Origin of the sequence: Paenibacillus polysaccharolyticus, assembly GCF_023714295.1 — a bacterium.
GTDB classification, from domain to species: Bacteria; Bacillota; Bacilli; order Paenibacillales; family Paenibacillaceae; genus Paenibacillus; species Paenibacillus polysaccharolyticus_A.
Genome location: NZ_JAMAUN010000015.1, coordinates 91852 through 111841, shown reverse-complemented (window position 1 = coordinate 111841; position 19990 = coordinate 91852). Strand labels below are relative to the sequence as shown.

Here is a 19990-nt window from a genome sequence, read left to right as displayed (position 1 = left end):
TCCTTTCATACTAGGCTTTAGGAAATGTAATATAAAAACGTACGCCATCCGGTGTATTCTCCACTCCATAACCACATCCGTGCAGATCGAGAATCTGTTTTGAAATGGCCAGGCCTAGCCCGGTCCCTCCCATTTTGCGATTGCGCGAACGCTCTACACGGTAGAACCTCTCCCATATATATTGCCGTTCCTCTTCCGCAATGTGTTCACCTTTATTTTCAATCGTGACGTGAACACAACCTTCATGCCTGTTAATCTCAATCATTATATCGGTTTGCGAAACCGCGTGACGTATAGCATTCATCATAATATTGTAAAATACTTGCTCTAGCTTGCTTCGATCTCCTTCCACCGTCTGCTCCGTCGTGGATATAAGCACTACTTCAAGCCCTTTATCTTTCAGCTGAGGCCCGAGGCGCCCAGCAATATCTTCGATCATGTCGGCCAAAGCAATCGCCCCGGTATTTAATTGAATCGCAGCAGATTCCAGTCGGACCAGATCCAGCATTTCTTCAACCATCGTTTCCATCTTGATGGCTTCATCTACAATGACTTCAATGTAGCGCTCCCGCTTGTTTTCACTCACACCGTCTTTCAGCCCTTCAGAATACCCCTTAATGATACTGATCGGTGTTTTGAGTTCATGAGAAGCATCGGCAAAAAACTTACGCTGACGCTGTTCAATTTGCTGTTTCAATTCCATATCGGTACGCATCTGCTCATTGGCCTGTTTAAGCTCTTCCAGCGTCTGACCCAGTGTACCTGATAAAGCGTTCAGACTATCAGAAAGGCTCCCAATCTCGTCCTTGCGCCGGATCGATGATCTCACCGTGAAATCCAGTGTGGACATCTTTTTCGCCACATGATTCAATGCGAGCAGCGGCTTCGTTATAATTTTGGACAATAACAGGGCGAGCAACAGAATCAGTACAAACGCACCTATACCAAAGTATCCGTAAAATAAACGTGTTGCCTCGTTGGCTTCTCGCATCTCCTGTAGCGAGGTGAGTGAAAAAATCAACTGTTGCTCCGCTCCTGCACGGTGCACAGGAGCAATCGTAATAACGTTACGAACACCGCTCCAGCTGTCCGTCCATTCTTCGTTGATCATTTTCCCTCTAGACAACATCTGCTGATCTTCTGACGACAAGGGGAATCGACTTTCAAGAGCCTGCACAAGCAGCCCTTGCCTCTGACTCCACGTAGCCAGGTCAGGTAGTACAACTTCCGTTAGTACCCCCGTCCATTCCTGAACAGGCAGCAGTGATTCCTGAAAAGTTTCTGTGCCCCATGCAGCAGAAGCCCCATCCTGAATTTTGAATGGATACACCATAGGTTCCGATTTCTCTTCAACGCTGGTGGGTCCCTTTACGATTAGTTTTTGCCCAAATTTGAGATGAGACCGAATCCACCCAGCATTTTCACTATTGATGAATAGTGACAGGGACACCTTTACACGTTTGCCATCTTCCTGAAGGAGCGTGATGTGAAAGGGATCATCCACAAGCTTGCCTGTATTCGTCAAAATGACGAGATGAGACTGATTTTGTCTCATGAACCTGCCCGTTTCCTTCGCAAGCTGTAAATCGCTCCAGCGACTAGCTGAGTATTGCTGTTCGAACTTGGACAGTTTCTTTTTCATACTGGTAACCTTCTGATGCTGGTAGAAATCGGGGAACCAGATCAGTTGGGCAAGAACCGTTGTCCCATACAGCAGGACCACAAATCCGGCCATGACCAGAAACAGCTTCATCGTTACGCCATTTCTTCTCATGCTTCAGCCTCAAACCGGTACCCCGTACCAATAACGGTACGTATGCACTTTGCTTCATCGCCCAATTTGCTACGTAGCTTCTTAATATGCGTATCTACCACACGAGAATCACCTTCAAAATCAAATCCCCATACCCGATTTAATATGGCTTCTCTAGATAAGACAATGCCCGCATTTCGAGCCAGATAGAGTAGCAGATCGTATTCCTTAGGTGCAAGCTCCACCTCAATCCCGTCTCTCTCCAAACGTCTGGCCCAAGGATCAAGGGTAACTTCTCCAAAACGAATCACACCCTGCTCCCGCCCTATCGCGCCTTCCACCCGTTTCATCAGCGTCTCCGCTCGTGCAACCAGAACTCGGGGGCTGAATGGCTTCGTAACATAATCGTCTACACCTAACTGGAAGCCGTGGATCTTATCATCATCCTCAGACTTAGCGGTGAGCATGATAATAGGTACGGTAGAAGTGGAGCGAATATGACCACATAATGTCCACCCGTCCATTTCAGGCATTAATACATCCAGAATGACCAGGTCTACCTCATGTAGAGCTAGTTGTTCCAGTGCCTGCACGCCATCCTCGGCTTCAATCACATTCCACTGTTCTTTTATAAAATAATCGGCCACAATCTCACGAATGCGGCTTTCGTCTTCTACCAGAAGCACGGTTCTGATCATGACCGACTCTCCTTCTTTATTTCTATAGATAACATACCTGCTCAATGTGTCGTTCATGTGTCCTGATTTCTCCAGATAAATCCATTCATATTCAGGAACCGGCTCCATCATATATACGATTAATATATACCAAAAGTTACTATTTTTTATCAAAATACGCAAAAAAGAAGCAGCCAACAGATACTACACTGTTCGTTGACCGCTCCTGAGATGAAATTCTGGATATTTTATCAATGCGCTCTAAGCTAGCCCGTCCTGTTCTGGACAAATGCGTTTCATACGCTGATTAACGTTGATGCTCCAAACGATGTGCCACGTGCAGTGTAGGGCCAACGAAGCGGTTCAACGGGAACCCGCCAGCAATGGCTTTGGTTACGAAAGCTTTCCCTTCACGCACAGCCTCTTTCACGGAAAGTCCGCGAGCGAGCCCGGCAGTAATGGCCGCAGATGTTGTGCATCCTGCACCATGAGTGTAACCGGAACCGACAACATCGGCTTCGAACCAATCATAATTGGTTCCGTCATAGAGCAAGTCCATGGCTTTACCCGGGTTAATAACACCGCGATCTTTAATCAGGACATGTTTGGCACCGTGCGCGTGAATGGTAGCTGCCGCAGCTTCCATCTGCTCTTTCGAACGAATCGGGCCGCTCTTCGCCAGTTGGGAAGCTTCGAAGAGATTAGGTGTGACAAGATCCGCACCCGGAAGCAAAAATTCAATCATGGCTTCGGTGTTTTCCGGCTGCAGCACCTCATCCGTACCTTTGCACACCATCACTGGGTCAATAACGATTTGCGGCAGACCGCTACGGCGAACATGTTTGGCAACAAGCTCAATGATATCCACTGAACCGAGCATGCCCGTTTTCATCGCGTCAAAACCAATCCCGTCCAGGACGGTGCGAAGCTGAGCCTCGACTACATTTAATTCGACAGGAAAGACCTGGTGATCCCATGTCTCAGGTTCCATGGAAACAACCGTTGTTAATACGGTCATGCCGTATACGCCCAGCTCCTGGAATGTTTTCAAATCGGCTTGAATGCCTGCGCCACCGCTCGTATCCGAGCCAGCGATAGTTAATGTTTTTGGAATCGTCATGGTCGTTCTATTCTCCTTCGTGTTTCAGTTGACACTATCCTATCCCTTGTACGAGCGGATGTCAATGGCATGTGAGGCCGTATGCAGCCATGCTTTTTCAACACAAAAGAGACCATATCTTAATTCAGATCTTTGGTTTCCAACCTTGTCATGGAACGTGTAGCGATCCATAAGCCAATTGCACCCAAGGTCAACGGAATTACGATGATGTTATTGACCGACATTGTAGGTCCACTGGAACCGCTGACCCCCCCGCATACGATGAGAACAAGGAAAATCGAAGCAACCATTGTAGCCGTCACCGAGTGCTTGCGCATACCGAAGAATAGAGGAATCAGAGCCATGGCGGCAGCAGAGAGCGAACTTATCGTATATTTCAGTACGATCTGCCCCAAAGCAACAGATTCTACAGGCTCGGTAATAAAACCATAGTACTGATTGGCCGCCAGCAGGAGCACACCCATTAGAATGTCCGTAAACATGATCATCGTAAACGTAAAAATAAAAACTAATATTAACTTCGCAGCGATAATTTTATGCCGCTTGATCGGATAGGTAAACATCACATTCATCGTTTTGTCCCTATACTCGCTAATGATCAATTTGGATATCAAGGAACCAGCAAATATAATAAACACTGCTCTGGAAAATGTATCAATTAGCATAAAGGCACCCTGGTAATCGGCAAAGGCATAATCTTCAGCCCCGAAATCTGTAACACCAATCATAATCATAAATAGAAAAATGCTGACAATGGCGATGCCTGCACCCACAAAATTCCGGGCAAAGCGATGCTTGCGCCATTCCAGACGAATGAGTTTAAGCAACGTCATCAGCCCCTTTCATTAGACCCATGAAGTGCTCTTCCAAGGAATGCGAACGTTTAGAGATCGACTCCACCGCAACCCCGTGCTGAACCAGCTTGCTGTTAAGATCGGAAGCCGTTATATCTGGGTCATAGACACGTAACGTCTGCTCATCGAACAACTTATAATTGCTCAGATGCAACAAATGTTCTACGACGTATGCAGCTTTCTTAGGATCTGCAGCCTGTACTTCAATATAATCGGTATGACTGCCACGAATACTCTCCATGGATACTTCTTCGACAAGCCTTCCCTCGCGAATGATACCAATCGTGTCCGCAACCTGCTCGACTTCACCCAGAATGTGACTGGAGATCAGCATCGTGATGCGATATTCTGTGCTCAATCGTTTGAAGAGATCTCGCATCTCTTTGATGCCCACCGGGTCAAGCCCATTAATCGGTTCATCCAGAATTAATAACTCTGGTGTTGTGATTAGCGCACGAGCCAGCCCAAGACGTTGCTTCATACCGAGAGAGAAGTCCTTCACAGGTTTTTTGCCTGCATCCTTCAAACCGACCATTTCCATATGTTTTCCAATCATCTGTTTACTCGTGAATCCCATATACTCACAGTGTAGATCCAGATTTTCCCACGCTGACAATTTGTCATAGAAAAAGGGATACTCGATAATACTGCCCATTCGTTTCAATAACTCGTAAGAGTCCGGATTTAGCTTTTCGCCGAAGAGTTCGATCTCACCCGCAGTGGGTTTAACAAGGTTGGTTAACATTTTCATTAATGTTGTTTTCCCTGCTCCGTTTGGCCCTAAAAATCCATAAATTTCGCCTTGCTTAATATTCATGTTAACGCCGGATACGACCTCTGTTCCTTCGTACACCTTGGTAAGATTTATGGTCCGTGCAATATAACTCATCTGGTCATTCTCCTTTACGTCCCCCTCCTGGGGTGCTTATAACTGTATTGTAAAGAAAAAAGTCTGCTTTTTTATTAATCAAATCTTACAAAAACCTTAAGTTGGAACCTGTGCTATATCAGTTGAACTAAAGGTTTTACACAGACCACTCCGATGACATGTAAAACAATAGTTCAACTCATATAGTTCGACCGTTCACGTCCTGCATTTCTTCCAACGTAAAAGAAAACACCGTCCGCTGATGTGGCACGCTATGAACATCAATACGTCCACCCATCCGTTCAACGAGTCGCTTCGTGATGGTTAGGCCGAGACCGCTGCCCTGATACATCCGATTACGGGAATCTTCCAGCGTGTACATTCGTTCAAAGACACGACTGTGTTCCTGTTCCGGGATACCTTTTCCTCGGTCCCATACCTGCACAGTAACGGGCTCTCCTTCTCTGTTCAGTATAGATATTCCGAGTTGCTTGCCATCGGCGCCATATTTCATCGCATTGGTGATCAGGTTGTCCAGCACGCGATCCAGTGCCTCTTCGTTGGCGCGAACGAACACATCCTGCTCTGGAATGCTCAGTTCCACTTGTAACCCGAGCTTTGTAAGCAATTCGTAAAACGATAACATTTTTACCCGGCACAACTCACTGATATTCACCCGGCTAAGTTCCAGCTGACGGTCTCCCGATTCAAGCTTGGCGAGATCAAAAAAAGAATGCATCAGGCGCAGCACTTCCTGTGCTTTATCCTGTATTTTCTCCGTCATTACCCTCCGCTCCGTATGGGTCAGAGATGAACTGTGCAGCAACGTTTCACTGTACCCGAGTACAACCGTAAGTGGGGTCTTCAAATCATGCGAAATGTTGGAGAGCATATGACGCATCTCCTTCTCCTGGTTGGCATAGTCAGCATTAGCCAGATGGGCGTGTTCAAGCAACCGGTTCATGTCGTTCAACAGCCGGCTTACCTGTGCATCACTATCAAATACAAGCAGACGTTCAAACGTGCCCTGTTCGAGAATACCCGACACTTTATTGTGAATATACGTTAGATGCTTACTTCGTTTATGAAGGCGTAGTCCAAGCACAATAACAGCCCACGCAAGCAGGATCGTTGATACCGCAAGCAACCAGAGGATCATCATCATACCGGCTCCGCCTCCAGCTTATATCCAATGCCCCATAACGTTTTAATGTAACGCGGAGCAGAAGGGTCGGCTTCCAGCTTTTCTCGCAAGCGGCGCATATGTACGTTGATAATATTTTCATCGCCATAATAGTGATCATTCCAGACGGACGCGTAAATCTGAGCCTTGGTGAACACTTTACCGGGATGGGTGACCAATAATTTTAAAATGCCAAATTCCTTGGACGTTAATTTGATCGGCTCTCCTTCACGCTCTACCTCATACGTTTCCATGTCCACCACAAGTCCGCTGAGAATTATCCTGTGGTCGTGGGCTTCTTCTTCCGCAGGCTGAGCCGTGTAATTGGCACGGCGTATTGCGGCTTTGATGCGCGCTGTCAGCTCAATCAGCGAGAACGGTTTGCTCAAGTAATCGTCAGCCCCGAAGCCAAGACCCAGTGCTTTGTCTACGTCCCCATCTTTGGCAGATAGAATCAGCACAGGCACCAGACTTCTCGCGCGAATCGTTTGCAGGACATCCATCCCGCTCCGATGTGGCAACATGAGATCAAGAATAATCAGGTCAAACCCAGGCTTCGCCTCGTTGAACAGCCGTTCTGCCTCCAGACCGTCATAGGCATATGTAAGGTCAAATCCCTCTTTTTCCAAATAGGGACCAACCATCTCACTAATCGAACGATCATCTTCCACAAGCAACAAGCGATGACTTGACATAAACTCCCCTCCGGCATAAAACATTTTCTATGAAGCTATTCTATAAGACCGTTTTCTTTATTACCTCACAGTTTGATGAAATTGGCAATGACAGATCAAAAAAACCTGACCAAGCAGGCACTTCGGGTTGAAGTGTGCTCCATCAGGTTTATTAATGACGTTATTTATGATTGCGTTCGTTCACTAAACGATGCGATGTGGATCAACAGTTATCTTGCAGCTATGCATGTTCTCCCCGAATCCAGCACAATCCAATTGTACCGGCCCCGGCATGAATGCTGACCACTGGGATAAACGGCATAATCTCGGTTTTCAAGCGCGGAAGCAGTTCAGTGATTTGTTGTTTAATCGTATGTGCTTCCTCATGGTTGTTTGCATGCATAATGCACACATGTTTCACCTTCTCCATGTCTTTTTTCAGCATCTCAAGCATGCGCTCTTTTGTACGTTTGAACGTACGAATCTTCTCATTCACTACCACTTTGCCCTCTTCGAACCGAAGCAACAAGTGTATCTTGAGCAGTTGGCTGATAATCAGTTGTGTTCCTGTTACACGACCGCTGCGATGAAGATTTTGAAGACTCGCAGGAATCAGATAAAAAGACATGTTATCAATCATCTGTTCGATATGATGTTTAATCTCGGCAGCGGAACATCCCTGCTTCTGCCATTCCAGACCTTGCATAATCATCTCGCGAAGAGGATAAGCGCCTGCCCTTGAATCAATTGCGGTAACCGTCACGCCTGCCATCTCCGCTGCCTGCATCGAGGTGTGGAGCGTTCCGCTAAGTGCCGTGGAGCAATGAATCGTTATAATCTCATCATACTGATCCTTAATGGATTCATACAGTTCGATAAACTCACCAATCGGCGGTTGTGAACTGCTCGCGCGCGATGAAGTTGCCAATTTCTCATAAAAGGTATCGGACGAGATTTCTTCGGTTTCCCGGTAACATTCCTCGCCAAATACAATGCGCAGCGGCACAATGTAGATATGATTTTGCTCCGCAAAAGCGGAATCCAGTGTACTGGTGCTATCGGTGACCCATGCAATTTTCTTCATGACATCCTTCTCTCTTGCCGGATTGTTCGTGCTGGTAATCATCTACCCGTCGTCAGGCACATGCCCGGCCGTTATTTTAAATTTAAATAAATACAATTGTAAACGCTTGCGCTCTTACCTCTTCATTATAAAGGAATTCGCCCCTGCCTGTCTTGTGGCGCATTCATGAACAATCCCTCACGTTCCAGTATTCGCTAAAAAAATGTCTTGCCTGTGAAGGAATATATTGGTATGCTGTTGTCCTTCTCTCTTTTTCGCCTTGACTGAAGTGAACGGGTCCGCCGTTCAATCCACTTATCGGAGGTGTCATATGCTTTATTTTACGTTGGCTTCCAAAGCCTACGCCCGAAACCTGCAATATCGCGGGGCACACATGGTACATAACCTGGCAAGCGCCATGTTTGGTTACATGTATGCTTGTCTCTGGATCGGCATCGGGGCCGACCACCAGCTCGGAGAATATGGGGTGCAGGGGATGATCAGTTACATTGCATTCACACAATCATCACTCTGGATTTCAGGTTTCCTGACGAACGGACTCGGTATTCCGCTCAGTGTCAGGACAGGGCAGATCGCACTGGATCTCATGCGTCCGGTACATCTGTTTACTCACCTGATGGCACGGGAATGGGGGCAGATCGCCTACCAGTTCGTGTACAAAAGCCTTCCCATCTACCTTCTCTACTCCATCGTTTTTTCCCTAAAATGGCCTTCAGAGGCCTGGACTCTGGGCTATGCCGCACTTGCACTTGCTGGCGCAGCATACTTGTCCATCTGCATGAACTATATTATCGGTGCCACATCCATGTGGACTACGGAATCATCCTGGCTACACTGGGCCAATCATGCCTTGATGAACCTGATGGCCGGTTTCTTCATCCCGCTGGAATGGTTGCCGAACTGGCTGGAACAACTGGCCTGGCTGTCGCCCTATCCCTTTTTACTCTATGTACCCACCCGAATTTACCTTGGTTTTGAAGACGGCTCCTTCCTATGGGGAACCTTGCTTTGGTGTGTTTTCATGACCCTGCTCTGCCTTGCCGTCACCAAAGTGTTACGTCGTAAAGTGGAGGTGCAAGGGGGATGAAACCTATTTCCTGGTTCCACTTATATAAAATACTCATTCGAACCAGCATCCGCAGCCGGATGCAGTACAAGTTTAACTTCGTGCTGGGAGCAATCCTGGCCGCACTTATTCAAATCTCCGAATTTCTGATGGTCGCGTTGGTACTGCACAAATTCGGTGCGATCAAGGGCTGGTCGCTACATGAGATCGGTTATCTTTTTGCGATTATGACATTATCCAAAACGCTATATCGCACATTCGGCAATGAAGTGCATCATTTGGAAAAATATTTGGTGGGCGGTGAGCTGGATCAACTGCTGACACGACCGATGCCTGTCCTGCTCGCGCTGATGCCGCAGAACTTCCGCATCATGATCGGCGAAGTACTACAAGGTGGATTCATTCTATGCTGGTCACTAGCGGGCATGATGCACAGCGGGCAGATCGGCTGGACGGTTGTTCCGCTCTCCCTGTTTGTCATTGTGACTGGAGCTATCATTCTTTTTTCCATCGGACTCGCTACAGCCACACTTGGTTTCTGGACGACACGTATTGAAGAGTTACAAGTCATCACAGAGGATGCGGCCCGTACCGCGGCTCAATATCCGCTCACCCTCTATCCCAAATGGATGTCCGGTCTTCTGCTGACCGTCATTCCTGTAGGATTTGTAAACTACATCCCATCCCTCTACTTGCTTCGCGGCGAAGGCGGCGCTTGGGTACTGGCCGTCATTGCTGCGGTAGCCGTGATATGTTTGGTAGCCAGCTTACGTTTCTGGGCGTTCGGCATGACTAAATATCAAAGTACGGGCAGTTAGAGAAGTTATATACATTGAACGATATATTTACACATAACGGAGGAGGCGAAATACACATGGATATGATTACAGCACGCAACCTGCAAAAACAATTCAAAACCCCTGTTGTGCGGGAAGGGCGCTTCTCAGGGGTACGCACCTTGTTTTCACGCCAGTATGTAACCAAAGAAGCGGTACGCGATATCAGTTTTGATGTCAGGCAAGGAGAGTTTGTTGGCTACATCGGTCCCAACGGGGCTGGTAAATCCACTACGATCAAAATGCTGACAGGCATTCTTCACCCGACTGCGGGTGAGGTGATGCTTGGCGGGATGAATCCACATGAGGAACGGCGTAAAACGGTTCGCAAGCTCGGCGTTGTGTTTGGACAGCGAAGTCAGCTCTGGTGGGACTTACCCGTGAAGGATTCCTATGACATTTTGGCAGAGATGTACGGCGTGAGTTCAGATGTCAAAAAGAAACGGTTGTCCCAGTTCGCTGAACTGCTGGATCTCGAATCCTTCTGGGCCACCCCGGTTCGCAAGCTCTCCCTTGGGCAACGCATGCGGGCAGATCTAGCAGCGTCCATGCTGCATGATCCGGAGCTGCTCTTTCTCGATGAACCCACCATCGGACTGGACGTGAATGCAAAGCGAAATATTCGCCAGTTTTTGCGCACATTAAATGAAGAGTTTGGCAAAACCATTCTGCTCACTACCCATGACATGGATGATATCGAACAGCTATGCAATCGTGTCATGGTTATTAACCACGGACAACTGACCTATGACGGAACCATCGCCTCCCTTCGAGATACGATTGGTTTGCCTACATTGATCCGTGTCGCCTTCCGCGGAAGGGTTCAACTGCCAGATGCATTACCTTCCGCCATTCAGGTTACAAGTATGGACAATCAGGTGCTGACGGCACTGGTGAACCGGAAGGAATGGCGTACGATGGACATTTTGAAAGAGCTGGAGCAGTGGGGAGAGATCGATGATATTGAGATGAAGGAACCCGACTTCGAGGATGTTATACACAAAGTCTATTGATTAATCTAAGGGTTGGCCTATCTTATAGTGAAACGGGTTATAGGGCTGTTCAAACGCCGTTACAGGAGAGAGGGACATGACGTACTGTAGTAACGGAGGTGAGGGTCATGCTTGTGACCAGACATGTTCTTGCTGCACCCAGTCCCTATGCTACGCCTTATTACATCGTGCGTGGAACGAATCCCGGACCCGTCATGATGATTACATCCGGAGTTCATGGCAATGAAACCGCGAGCATGGCTGCTGCACAGAAGCTTGCCGATGATTGTGCCTCAGGGCGGCGTGTGATCCATCGCGGAACCTTGATTATTGTGCCCAGAGTCAACCAGCAGGCTTATGCGAAAAAAATCAGAGGCAAACCTGACCTGAACCGCACCTTTCCTCGCCGCAAGTCAGGAAAATCGAAGCATCCACTGGCAGCCGCCGTGTTCAAGCTTGCACGCGAGCATCAGCCTGACTGGTGGCTCGATCTGCATGAGGCAAATGGTCTGTCACAACTCAGTCCACGCGTGCTTGGACAAACGCTGATCACCAATCCCGGTAGCTCCAGCGTGCAGATCTGCCGCAGGGTGATTGAGCGCATGAACCGCTCTATACCGGTGGGCAAGCATCATTTTAATCTGAAGCGGCATGAGTTGCCCGGCTCCGCTCGGACAGCGGCTTCAAGGTTGCTACATGCGAAGTCTGTCACCGTGGAAACGTGCTGGAGCCTGAAACGCACTGTACGGATCAAGTACCAGACGGAAATTGTTCATCATTTTCTACGAGAAGCAGGTATGACTTGAACGAAAAAACAAAAACCACCTCCATTGCAGGGAAGCCGATGAATGACATCGACGGGCGCAATGGGGGTGATTATTTTTGTATCATCCATGCAGCATCACGAATTCCAGTATGTTTAGAGAACCTTCTTTAGAAAATATACCGATCTGTTTTCCAATACCAGAATTTTTCTCCCTGAGAGATAATAAATCGCTCCAGCCATGTTTTGAAATTAGTATTAAAGTGACCTGAAAAATCAACGGGATTCATACTTTCACATAGTAATAAGTATTCTTCCTCGCCGGAGTGCCACCGATCCAGATCAATCAAGATTCGATCATCAACAATGTTTGCCACGGCAATCTTACGATCTGTCGGTTCGTTATAATGCATGACATCTTGTGCTGAGTACAACAAAACCTCTCCACCATATTCAGGATGCTCGAACAATGAGGCCCCATTACATATTTGTAGAAAGCCTATGTAGTCAGGAGGTAATGAGACAGAAAAGAAATTCGAAATATCCTCAATCTTCTCCTGCGTTGCTCCAGGTTTCAACCTGTTTATAGCTGTCATTTTCCCCGCAGAAGTAAATATTTCAATCTGGCCATCATTTTGGTCAGACCAATCTTTAAACGCTTTGAATAACTCCATCCTTACGGCTCCTTATCAGTAAACTGACTTGTGAAATCGATCTTGAAGCAGTGATTCTATGATTTATTGCTCCATGTTTTTTATATCAGAAACAACCTGAAAACCTTTAGCTTTTCCGCTCAAGTACCCCTGTTCATAAAAATCAATTCCATCGGGGGTTATTGTAATTGCCACCATATCCACATCAATTTCTACCGAATCGGCTACAATGTATTTTCTATCTAATAAATAGGTTATCGCCCTATGTTTCTCGATGTGTTCTGTTTGGTAAAATGCGCTTTTAGGAACAACGGCAGACTCACTTGCTGAAAACCATATGGAATAAAGTTCTGCCAGAATATCGTACCTCTCTTGTATCCTCTCTTTTATGGCTATTTCCAACTCATCAAGCATCCTGAATACCTCCTTTAATATATAGGAATAAGCAAATATTCTGATCCAACGCCGTATCCTCTTGCCAACCGAAATAAAGCTCTGTTTCTCCGATTCGAATAGGTACATGACGCTAACCAACCTGGAATGGAGAATTCAAACGTTGTATTCGTTATATTCGTTTCTTTCCCCACATTTCCTGCTCGTTACATACGACTTGTCTACTCTTAAAATAGAAAAAAGAGCCGTGATTACGGCTCTCTCTTCTCTATTCTAAAGGATTGGATATAACTATCGATGTCGTCCTCGGGTGTAAGCAACAATCCGGCCAGATTTTTCTGCATCTGTTCCAGATGATTGATGTGCTGTTGAATGTCGGCGATCCTTTCGCGGACAAGTGTTTTTAAAGTCTCTTTTTCCATATCCTCATTGCTTAGAAGCTCCAGCGTTTCCTGTATGGCTTTCAGCGAATAACCAAGTGTCTGTGCATCCTTGATGAACTTGACTTTGACCAGATAATCCTCGGTATATACGCGATATCCGTTGGAGGATCGATGCGGAGCAGGCAATATGCCGCTATCCTCATAATAACGAAGCGTGGCCATACTTACGCCCGTCTTTTTGGCCAATTGGCCTCTTGTCATGGTCTGCACAACGCTCTCCCCTTTCCAACTGACTCATTGCGTTGGTTTGTTACGGATCTTCGTATATTCGTGATCATAAGATGCTTCGGGAAATTTTGCTGAATCTCCTTGCAGTAAAGGTTGTGCTTCCCCCTTTAGATAACAGTCAAAAAAGGCAAGTGCATAACTTCTCGTAATATCGATATTATGTTCCGCAGACATATTCTTGGCAAACAAACGCGGTGAGATTAACGCAATATCCGTGAAGCTCTGATGGAAAAATCCATCCACCGTCAGATAATAAGTATCATTCAGACTGTTATTCATCACATGTTTCAGATCAGGTTCGAATTCGGGATAGAATAATTTTTCATGCTCGGTAGGATTGGGTCCCAGACTTTTAGCTGTCTTGCCAGACATGATGTACATAAACGGTTGTTTCAGCGACGACTTGGAAACACTGCCCCAAAATCCACCTTCCAGGCTGAGTCCGGCTTGCAAACGTTCATCCTGTGCGAGTGCTTCAGCTGTTGTGGCCCCACCATAGGAATGTCCCATAATGCCCGTGTGGCTCAGGTCAAGTCTGCCCTCCAGCACCTGATTCGGATCGCTCACATTCCATTGTTCAAGCGTATCGAGTACAAAACGTGCATCCGCCGCGCGAATGCCCACTCCCTGTACATTATATTGATACAGTTCTTCCGATGTTGCAAATTCAGGCCCTGCATCATAAGAAACCTTGTGACCATCCGGGAAAGTTACCCGAGCCGACGTATACGGATGATCCATTCCTACGACGATATAGCCATGGCTGACCAGCTCCTCCACCGCAGTCATACTCTGAAAACGAGCCGAACGGACACCGGGAGAGAACAGGACAACAGGGTAAGAGCTGCTTGCATTAGACATCGCCGCACCTTTTACCACGTGTGTAGGTATCGTATCGAGATAACTGAACACTTGAGGCGGGATGCCAAACACCAGACTGATTGCTTCCCCCAATTCGGCAGGGTACGACTCCGGTTTAATCCCTTTTGTAGCCTGCGGATCGACCGGATACCACACATTAATCATCAGTTCCCGCTTGTCTCCAGCTTCAGGGGAAAGTGTCTCTTCACGGGATTCATCTACGATCCGCTGCGAAAATGTACCGATGGCGAATTGTCCCGTTGGTTCAGGCATCGTAAATGCCGGGAAATACCTCGTTAGCATTCCTGACCCAACACCGGAGAATGCAGCAAGAATGACGATCAACAAGCCGCGAAGCCAGGTACGCCCTTTTGACTTTTTCTTACGTATTTCCGGTGTCATACTTCCAACACTGCGAGTCCATTTAATTACTTGAATCATTAACATGATAAAGAGTATGAGCGCGACAATATAAGACGGCAGTAACATCACCCGTACTGAATCAATCACAGCATGTAGCAGAAATGCGATTACCAAAGCACTAAGCATGCCTATCGCAAGCTTCTGCCTTTTCGCATAGAACGGTAAACCCAGCGCCCCCACTATCGTTATTAGTACGAAAATCCATTCGAATATCTTCATGATTTTTCCTCCAAACGTTGTTGATACAACAACAATAAACCTTGAAGTATACTTCAAGGTCAAGGAGTATTGCTGTATTACGTTTTATACTTGCAGATCCCATTTGCGAAGCTCGGTGAGTGTGCATCTTCCTTGTGAAAAAACTTCAATCCCTTTAGAGCTAGAATCCGGATATATTCGTGCAGACATGACCTGCTCTCCTTGCTGAATAAAAACCTCAATTGAACTAATGTCCACAAAAATACGAAGCTCCAGTTTGCCTTCATCAAGTTCTACTGTCGTTGCACGCTCTCCGCCAAGTCCCTGTCCGGCACGATCGCGATTCATGCTTAAGCGACGGTCCTGCACATCATAAGTAATAACGGTTTCCTCGTGTTCACTTGTGCGCAGTTTTAACCCAAAACGCTGAGCCTCCGCCGCTTCAAATACAGCATGTAATTCATAACAATCGCCGCTGATACCAAGATCATGTGTGCCATCTTCCACCGGACGAGCCTTCTGTTCAACACCTGCAAGTCTGTACTTCGAAAGTTCTGGAAGCGGCTGGAATATCAAACGTTCTCCCTTACGAATCAATTGGCGCGGTAACGTCATAGCTCCTGCCCAGGCGTGGGATGCTTGTGTGGGTATCTCACTCTCCCAAGTCTCCATCCAGGCCATCAGTATTCTTCGTCCTTGTGCATCCTCCATCGTCTGGGGTGCGTAGAAATCGAAGCCGCAATCCAGCGGAACGTACTCGTCATATTGAAGAACTCCCTTGTCCGTGTCCAGTGTTCCCATCATGTATACGGTGGAATGTAGATTCCGATAATGATCACCCTGAGCTGGCATACGCTGCGGAGACATGATCAGCACATCCCGGTCGTCCAGCGAAAATACATCCGGACATTCCCAGTTGTCGCCGAGTGTTCCGTCGCTCTGAGCCAGCACGTTAACATAAATCCAGTTCACCAAGTCTGTTGAACGATAGAGCAGAATACTTCCGTTTCCTGCATCATCATTGGACCCAAGCACACAATAATACATGCCGTTACGTTCAAACACTTTTGGATCACGAAAATCCTTAGAACTTGCATGTTCCGGAATCTGTTGTAATCCAATGACCGGATTAAGCTCGCTTTTGACAAAATCAATTCCATTCTCTGATACAGCAATATTCTGTGTCTGCTGGTAATCCTTATCTTTATTTGGCCCGGTGACTACATGCCCCGTATACATAAGCACGAGTTTTCCATCCTGAACAATAGCACTACCAGAGAAGCAACCATCGCGATCATACGGGTGATCCGGTGCTAATGCCACAGGCAGATACGACCATGTCACCAAATCATGACTTACGGCGTGGCCCCAATGCATCGGTCCCCATACCGGTTCGTAAGGATAATATTGATAGAACATATGATACATGCCATTAAAATAAATAAATCCATTGGGATCATTCATCCAGCCGACTTCCGGCATCAGGTGATACCCTAGACGATAGACTGGACTAACGTTGTGACGATGTTCCTCTATATACGCCTTTGCCCTTTCAAGGGTATAACGATTTTCGATCTGCGCTTCATGCTTCATATGTCTTCACTCCAGTCTCTATATCTCTATCTCGCCTTGTTCAACTTATTTAATGGCGCCCTGCATAACTCCCTGAATGATATACTTTTGTGCAAACAGATAAACGATCAACACAGGCAACAGTGTCAATACCAATCCAGCCATCAACGGACCGTAATCGACGGTGTACGTTCCGTAAAAATAAAAGGTCGACAATGGTAACGTCCGTTGCTCAGACGACGTAAGCACGAGGGATGGAAGCAAAAAGTCATTCCATATCCATAAAACGTTCAGCACACTGATTGTAACGGTGGTTGGCAGCAGTACCGGCAACACGATACGGAAAAAGGTCTGCACTCTTCCACAGCCGTCCATTAGAGCCGCTTCTTCCAGTTCCAGCGGAATGCTTTTGACAAAGCCATGATAAATAAATACGGCAAGCGGGCTACCAAAGCCAATGTACATATAGATTAGTGACCACTTGTTATCCAGTAAGCTGAGTGAGCCGTAAATTTTCACAAGCGGAATCATAATCGCCTGAAACGGAATAATCATCGCCGCTACCATCAGGAAAAAAAGATACTGATTCAGCTTGCTGTGGTGCCGAACAAAATAATGTGCAGTCATCGCAGAGAAGAGAGCAATGAGCAGTACGCCGGCAACGGTAATCAGCAATGTATTGCTGAAGGCCGATAAATAACCCATTTTATCAAACGCATTAGCGTAATTTTCAAGTTGAAAAGAACGGGGTAAGCCAAGCGGATCAGAAGTAATGGCCTGATTGGCTTTAAATGAATTCAAGATCAGCAGTACAAAGGGAAACACGAATAGGATCATGCCAAGGACTAAGGCTGCTAATTTCAGTCCGTTCAACATACGTGATTGTCCAGCCATCATGCCTCGACCTCCAGCTTTTTGCTAAAATACACCTGAAGCAATGTAATAGTCGCCACGAGGATAAACAGAACAAGGGCTTCAGCCTGACCAAGCCCATAATCACGCGCGAGGAAGGCCTGCTCATATACATGCATAGACACCATCTCTGTACTTTTGAAAGGTCCGCCGCTTGTAAGGGAGACGTTTAGATCGTACACCATAAATCCACGTTGCAGTGACAGGAAGACACATACGATAAAGGAAGGAACCATCAGTGGTAGTACAATGCGCATCAGCATTCTACGATTGCTTGCTCCATCAATGCTTGCCGCTTCCAGCACATCTCGTGGTACGTTCATCAAACCCGCGATGTAAATGACCATCATATAACCAGCATATTGCCAGACGGTTACGATCACGAGTGCCCAGAAAGCTTTGTCCGGATCAGCCAGCCAGGAGGCGGAGAAGAACGGTATGTTCAGTTTTTGGCCTGCAAATACAAGTACCTGATTGAATATAAACTGCCAGATGAAACCAAGCACAATACCGCCTACAAGATTGGGCAAGAAAAATCCGGCTCGAAACCAACCTTGCGCCTTGATTCCCCGGGTTACGGCATAGGCCAGCAAAAAGGCAACAACGTTGGTGAACACAACCGTAATAAATACATACTCCAGCGTCATACCAAACGACTTCCAGAACACGGTGTCTTTGAACACGCCGATATAGTTATCCCAGCCGACAAAACTTTGATCTACTGCGATGCCATCCCAGTTCGTGAACGTTAAATAGATACCATACAAAAACGGAATAATCATTACTGTCGCAAAAGCAAACAAAGTAGGGCCAGTAAATATCAGGCGAGTGCGCAGACGTGTCCATAATCCCTTTTCAGTAAGCATTGTCATCCTCCACTCTATCTCTCTCCATGTCATGAACCTAACGGTTCGCCGGTATGATAGGCCAGACAGAATTCACTTATGTTATGTTCTGTCTGGCCCTCACATCAGGCATTATTCCTATGGAGAAAAACTTCCCTTGATGCGGTGTGTAAGGCCACACGAAACCATTTATTTTACGTTAGTCCAATAAGCTTGAATCTCGCTGGCAAGTCCGGCACGATCAATAACATTAGCCAAATATTTCTGCATGGAAGCTCCCAATTTGGACCAGTGATCGGCTGGCAGTGTGCTCATGGATTCTTCAATCTTGCCTGCCTTGATGTATTCACTAATGGATTTGCCAAGCGGGTCAGCTGGCTCCAGCTCAATGTTACTGAATGCTGGAATGATGCTGGCTTGTTTGACCAGGAAATCCTGACCTTTCTCTTTATAAACGATCCAGTCCAAAAACTTCTTCGCAGCTTCTTGTTGTGCTGGTGAGCTTTTTTCTTTGTCCAGCAAAATACGTTTGGATACCGCAGCAGAGATCTGTGAATTGCCGAAGTCAGCTGCGTTATTGCTCACAGGAACCGGCAGGAAGCCGTATTTCCCATCTGCCGTATCAAATCCGGAAATTTGCGGCCAAGCCCAGTTTCCCATGAACCAGATTCCCACTTCGCCTTTGCCAAGCACTTCGGGTCCACGCTCATACGTACCGGAGAGTGGTGAAGCCTTGTCGATATTGTACGTTTTCATCACATCAAATGTATCCATCAAACCATTAAATACAGCGTTGGACGCTAGATCTACTTTACCTGCTTTCAGATCGTTCATGAATTGATCCACTTGGGAACGATCTGCGGATTGTCCACCATAAGCAAGCGGCAGGTAATGCGCTCCAAGTGACCAATCCATTGGGGAAATAATCAAAGGTGCTTTGCCAACAGCTGCTATTTTTTTGAACAAGTCCTCCAGTTGCGCTGTTGTCTCTACCGATTTGGGATCAAATGTTCCACCTACCGCTTGATCGAGAACTTTCTGGTTATAGATGAATCCATATCCTTCAATGGAGAAAGGGAAAGCGTAATTTTTGCCATCAAATGTTGTAGCCGCCGTACTATTCTCTACCGCGTCTTTCATCCAAGGCTCCGAGGTGAGATCAAGAACACGATCCTTGAACTTCTCGACATCCCCGGTATCCAGCATCATCATCGTTGTCGGATTACCTGAGGCATAGAGGGCAGAGGCCTTTTCGAACGGAGACTGTCCACTGCCTACGGGTACGATCTCAAGTGTAATATTTGGATTTTCCGCTTGAAAATCTTTGGCAGCCTGCTCTAGTTGAGCGTTAATCTCTGATTTCGAGTTAAGCATCGTAATTTTGACATTCTCGCTGCCACCATCGGTTGACCCCGAGGAAGCATTCGTATCCGTGGCTGCTTTCCCTCCGCAGGCTGACAGAACCAACATCATAATCAATGACAATACCCAAAATCCCGTCCACCGTTGTTCTTTTTTCATCTTGTTATGGCCCCCATTCATTTGTGTAAAGAGGAAACGCTTACAAATCAGATTATAATGTCAAAGGTTTG

Annotated in this window: 20 protein-coding genes; 4 read left to right on the top strand and 16 right to left on the bottom strand. The window is 46.7% G+C overall.

Annotated elements, in window-relative coordinates; all coding sequences use genetic code 11:
- Positions 1-10: 10 nt before the first annotated feature.
- From M3629_RS25780 to M3629_RS25745, 8 genes are all read right to left on the bottom strand, one after another.
- Positions 11-1774 (bottom strand): sensor histidine kinase, encoded by a 1764-nt coding sequence (locus M3629_RS25780; protein WP_251511411.1) that lies wholly within the window; start codon positions 1772-1774, stop codon positions 11-13.
- A complete protein-coding gene (locus M3629_RS25775) occupies positions 1771-2451 on the bottom strand; it encodes a response regulator transcription factor (protein ID WP_251511408.1) in 681 nt (226 codons plus the stop codon). The genes M3629_RS25780 and M3629_RS25775 overlap by 4 nt, the downstream gene beginning before the upstream one ends.
- Before the next feature lie 286 nt (positions 2452-2737).
- Positions 2738-3550 carry a bifunctional hydroxymethylpyrimidine kinase/phosphomethylpyrimidine kinase gene (gene thiD / locus M3629_RS25770; RefSeq protein WP_251511405.1) on the bottom strand — a complete coding sequence of 271 codons (813 nt, stop codon included), beginning with the start codon at positions 3548-3550 and terminating at the stop codon, positions 2738-2740.
- 119 nt (positions 3551-3669) lie between these two features.
- Entirely contained in the window at positions 3670-4377 is a 708-nt protein-coding gene (locus tag M3629_RS25765) for an ABC transporter permease (protein ID WP_251511402.1), read from the bottom strand.
- Positions 4370-5293 carry an ABC transporter ATP-binding protein gene (locus tag M3629_RS25760; protein ID WP_251511399.1) on the bottom strand — a complete coding sequence of 308 codons (924 nt, stop codon included), beginning with the start codon at positions 5291-5293 and terminating at the stop codon, positions 4370-4372. Before M3629_RS25760 ends, M3629_RS25765 begins: the two co-directional genes overlap by 8 nt.
- 178 nt (positions 5294-5471) lie before the next feature.
- A complete protein-coding gene (locus tag M3629_RS25755; RefSeq protein ID WP_251511449.1) occupies positions 5472-6431 on the bottom strand; it encodes a sensor histidine kinase in 960 nt (319 codons plus the stop codon).
- 2 nt (positions 6432-6433) lie between these two features.
- Positions 6434-7150: a response regulator transcription factor gene (locus tag M3629_RS25750; RefSeq protein ID WP_285889021.1), complete on the bottom strand. Its 717-nt coding sequence runs from the start codon at positions 7148-7150 to the stop codon at positions 6434-6436.
- Positions 7151-7370: 220 nt separating this feature from the next.
- On the bottom strand, positions 7371-8213 hold the full coding sequence (locus tag M3629_RS25745) for a DegV family protein (RefSeq protein ID WP_251511396.1): 843 nt from the start codon (positions 8211-8213) through the stop codon (positions 7371-7373).
- Positions 8214-8523: 310 nt separating this feature from the next.
- Between M3629_RS25745 and M3629_RS25740 the strand changes: the two genes are divergently transcribed.
- The 4 genes from M3629_RS25740 (at position 8524) to M3629_RS25725 (ending at position 11913) form a co-directional block, all read left to right on the top strand.
- The gene (locus M3629_RS25740) at positions 8524-9300 is read left to right on the top strand and encodes an ABC transporter permease (protein WP_251511394.1); all 777 of its coding nucleotides are present in this window, start codon (positions 8524-8526) and stop codon (positions 9298-9300) included.
- Positions 9297-10097 (top strand): ABC transporter permease, encoded by an 801-nt coding sequence (locus M3629_RS25735; protein WP_251511392.1) that lies wholly within the window; start codon positions 9297-9299, stop codon positions 10095-10097. Before M3629_RS25740 ends, M3629_RS25735 begins: the two co-directional genes overlap by 4 nt.
- Positions 10098-10159: 62 nt before the next feature.
- Positions 10160-11128: an ABC transporter ATP-binding protein gene (locus M3629_RS25730; protein ID WP_154960701.1), complete on the top strand. Its 969-nt coding sequence runs from the start codon at positions 10160-10162 to the stop codon at positions 11126-11128.
- A gap of 107 nt (positions 11129-11235) precedes the next feature.
- Entirely contained in the window at positions 11236-11913 is a 678-nt protein-coding gene (locus tag M3629_RS25725) for a succinylglutamate desuccinylase/aspartoacylase domain-containing protein (protein ID WP_251511390.1), read from the top strand.
- Between the two features lie 127 nt (positions 11914-12040).
- Here the strand turns inward: M3629_RS25725 and M3629_RS25720 are convergent, their stop codons facing one another.
- From M3629_RS25720 to M3629_RS25685, 8 genes are all read right to left on the bottom strand, one after another.
- On the bottom strand, positions 12041-12544 hold the full coding sequence (locus M3629_RS25720; protein WP_090924304.1) for an SMI1/KNR4 family protein: 504 nt from the start codon (positions 12542-12544) through the stop codon (positions 12041-12043).
- Between the two features lie 63 nt (positions 12545-12607).
- A complete protein-coding gene (locus M3629_RS25715) occupies positions 12608-12937 on the bottom strand; it encodes a hypothetical protein (RefSeq protein WP_251511388.1) in 330 nt (109 codons plus the stop codon).
- Between the two features lie 230 nt (positions 12938-13167).
- Positions 13168-13560 (bottom strand): MerR family transcriptional regulator, encoded by a 393-nt coding sequence (locus M3629_RS25710; protein WP_285889025.1) that lies wholly within the window; start codon positions 13558-13560, stop codon positions 13168-13170.
- Positions 13561-13593: 33 nt separating this feature from the next.
- Positions 13594-15090 carry an alpha/beta hydrolase family protein gene (locus M3629_RS25705; protein WP_251511384.1) on the bottom strand — a complete coding sequence of 499 codons (1497 nt, stop codon included), beginning with the start codon at positions 15088-15090 and terminating at the stop codon, positions 13594-13596.
- An 84-nt stretch (positions 15091-15174) separates the two neighbouring features.
- On the bottom strand, positions 15175-16662 hold the full coding sequence (locus M3629_RS25700) for a glycoside hydrolase family 32 protein (RefSeq protein WP_251511382.1): 1488 nt from the start codon (positions 16660-16662) through the stop codon (positions 15175-15177).
- A gap of 45 nt (positions 16663-16707) precedes the next feature.
- On the bottom strand, positions 16708-17538 hold the full coding sequence (locus M3629_RS25695; protein ID WP_435368275.1) for a carbohydrate ABC transporter permease: 831 nt from the start codon (positions 17536-17538) through the stop codon (positions 16708-16710).
- A complete protein-coding gene (locus M3629_RS25690; protein WP_251511380.1) occupies positions 17535-18419 on the bottom strand; it encodes a carbohydrate ABC transporter permease in 885 nt (294 codons plus the stop codon). Before M3629_RS25690 ends, M3629_RS25695 begins: the two co-directional genes overlap by 4 nt.
- A gap of 168 nt (positions 18420-18587) precedes the next feature.
- A complete protein-coding gene (locus M3629_RS25685) occupies positions 18588-19919 on the bottom strand; it encodes an ABC transporter substrate-binding protein (RefSeq protein WP_251511377.1) in 1332 nt (443 codons plus the stop codon).
- Between the last annotated feature and the right edge of the window lie 71 nt (positions 19920-19990).

Bases quoted from the DNA above. Each gene is read 5' to 3' on its own strand.
- M3629_RS25780 (WP_251511411.1), bottom strand. From the start codon at position 1,774: ATGAGAAGAAATGGCGTAACGATGAAGCTGTTTCTGGTCATGGCCGGA.
- M3629_RS25775 (WP_251511408.1), bottom strand. From the start codon at position 2,451: ATGATCAGAACCGTGCTTCTGGTAGAAGACGAAAGCCGCATTCGTGAG.
- thiD (WP_251511405.1), bottom strand. From the start codon at position 3,550: ATGACGATTCCAAAAACATTAACTATCGCTGGCTCGGATACGAGCGGT.
- M3629_RS25760 (WP_251511399.1), bottom strand. From the start codon at position 5,293: ATGAGTTATATTGCACGGACCATAAATCTTACCAAGGTGTACGAAGGA.
- M3629_RS25755 (WP_251511449.1), bottom strand. From the start codon at position 6,431: ATGATCCTCTGGTTGCTTGCGGTATCAACGATCCTGCTTGCGTGGGCT.
- M3629_RS25750 (WP_285889021.1), bottom strand. From the start codon at position 7,150: ATGTCAAGTCATCGCTTGTTGCTTGTGGAAGATGATCGTTCGATTAGT.
- M3629_RS25745 (WP_251511396.1), bottom strand. From the start codon at position 8,213: ATGAAGAAAATTGCATGGGTCACCGATAGCACCAGTACACTGGATTCC.
- M3629_RS25740 (WP_251511394.1), top strand. From the start codon at position 8,524: ATGCTTTATTTTACGTTGGCTTCCAAAGCCTACGCCCGAAACCTGCAA.
- M3629_RS25735 (WP_251511392.1), top strand. From the start codon at position 9,297: ATGAAACCTATTTCCTGGTTCCACTTATATAAAATACTCATTCGAACC.
- M3629_RS25730 (WP_154960701.1), top strand. From the start codon at position 10,160: ATGATTACAGCACGCAACCTGCAAAAACAATTCAAAACCCCTGTTGTG.
- M3629_RS25725 (WP_251511390.1), top strand. From the start codon at position 11,236: ATGCTTGTGACCAGACATGTTCTTGCTGCACCCAGTCCCTATGCTACG.
- M3629_RS25720 (WP_090924304.1), bottom strand. From the start codon at position 12,544: ATGGAGTTATTCAAAGCGTTTAAAGATTGGTCTGACCAAAATGATGGC.
- M3629_RS25715 (WP_251511388.1), bottom strand. From the start codon at position 12,937: ATGCTTGATGAGTTGGAAATAGCCATAAAAGAGAGGATACAAGAGAGG.
- M3629_RS25710 (WP_285889025.1), bottom strand. From the start codon at position 13,560: ATGACAAGAGGCCAATTGGCCAAAAAGACGGGCGTAAGTATGGCCACG.
- M3629_RS25705 (WP_251511384.1), bottom strand. From the start codon at position 15,090: ATGAAGATATTCGAATGGATTTTCGTACTAATAACGATAGTGGGGGCG.
- M3629_RS25700 (WP_251511382.1), bottom strand. From the start codon at position 16,662: ATGAAGCATGAAGCGCAGATCGAAAATCGTTATACCCTTGAAAGGGCA.
- M3629_RS25695 (WP_435368275.1), bottom strand. From the start codon at position 17,538: ATGATGGCTGGACAATCACGTATGTTGAACGGACTGAAATTAGCAGCC.
- M3629_RS25690 (WP_251511380.1), bottom strand. From the start codon at position 18,419: ATGCTTACTGAAAAGGGATTATGGACACGTCTGCGCACTCGCCTGATA.
- M3629_RS25685 (WP_251511377.1), bottom strand. From the start codon at position 19,919: ATGAAAAAAGAACAACGGTGGACGGGATTTTGGGTATTGTCATTGATT.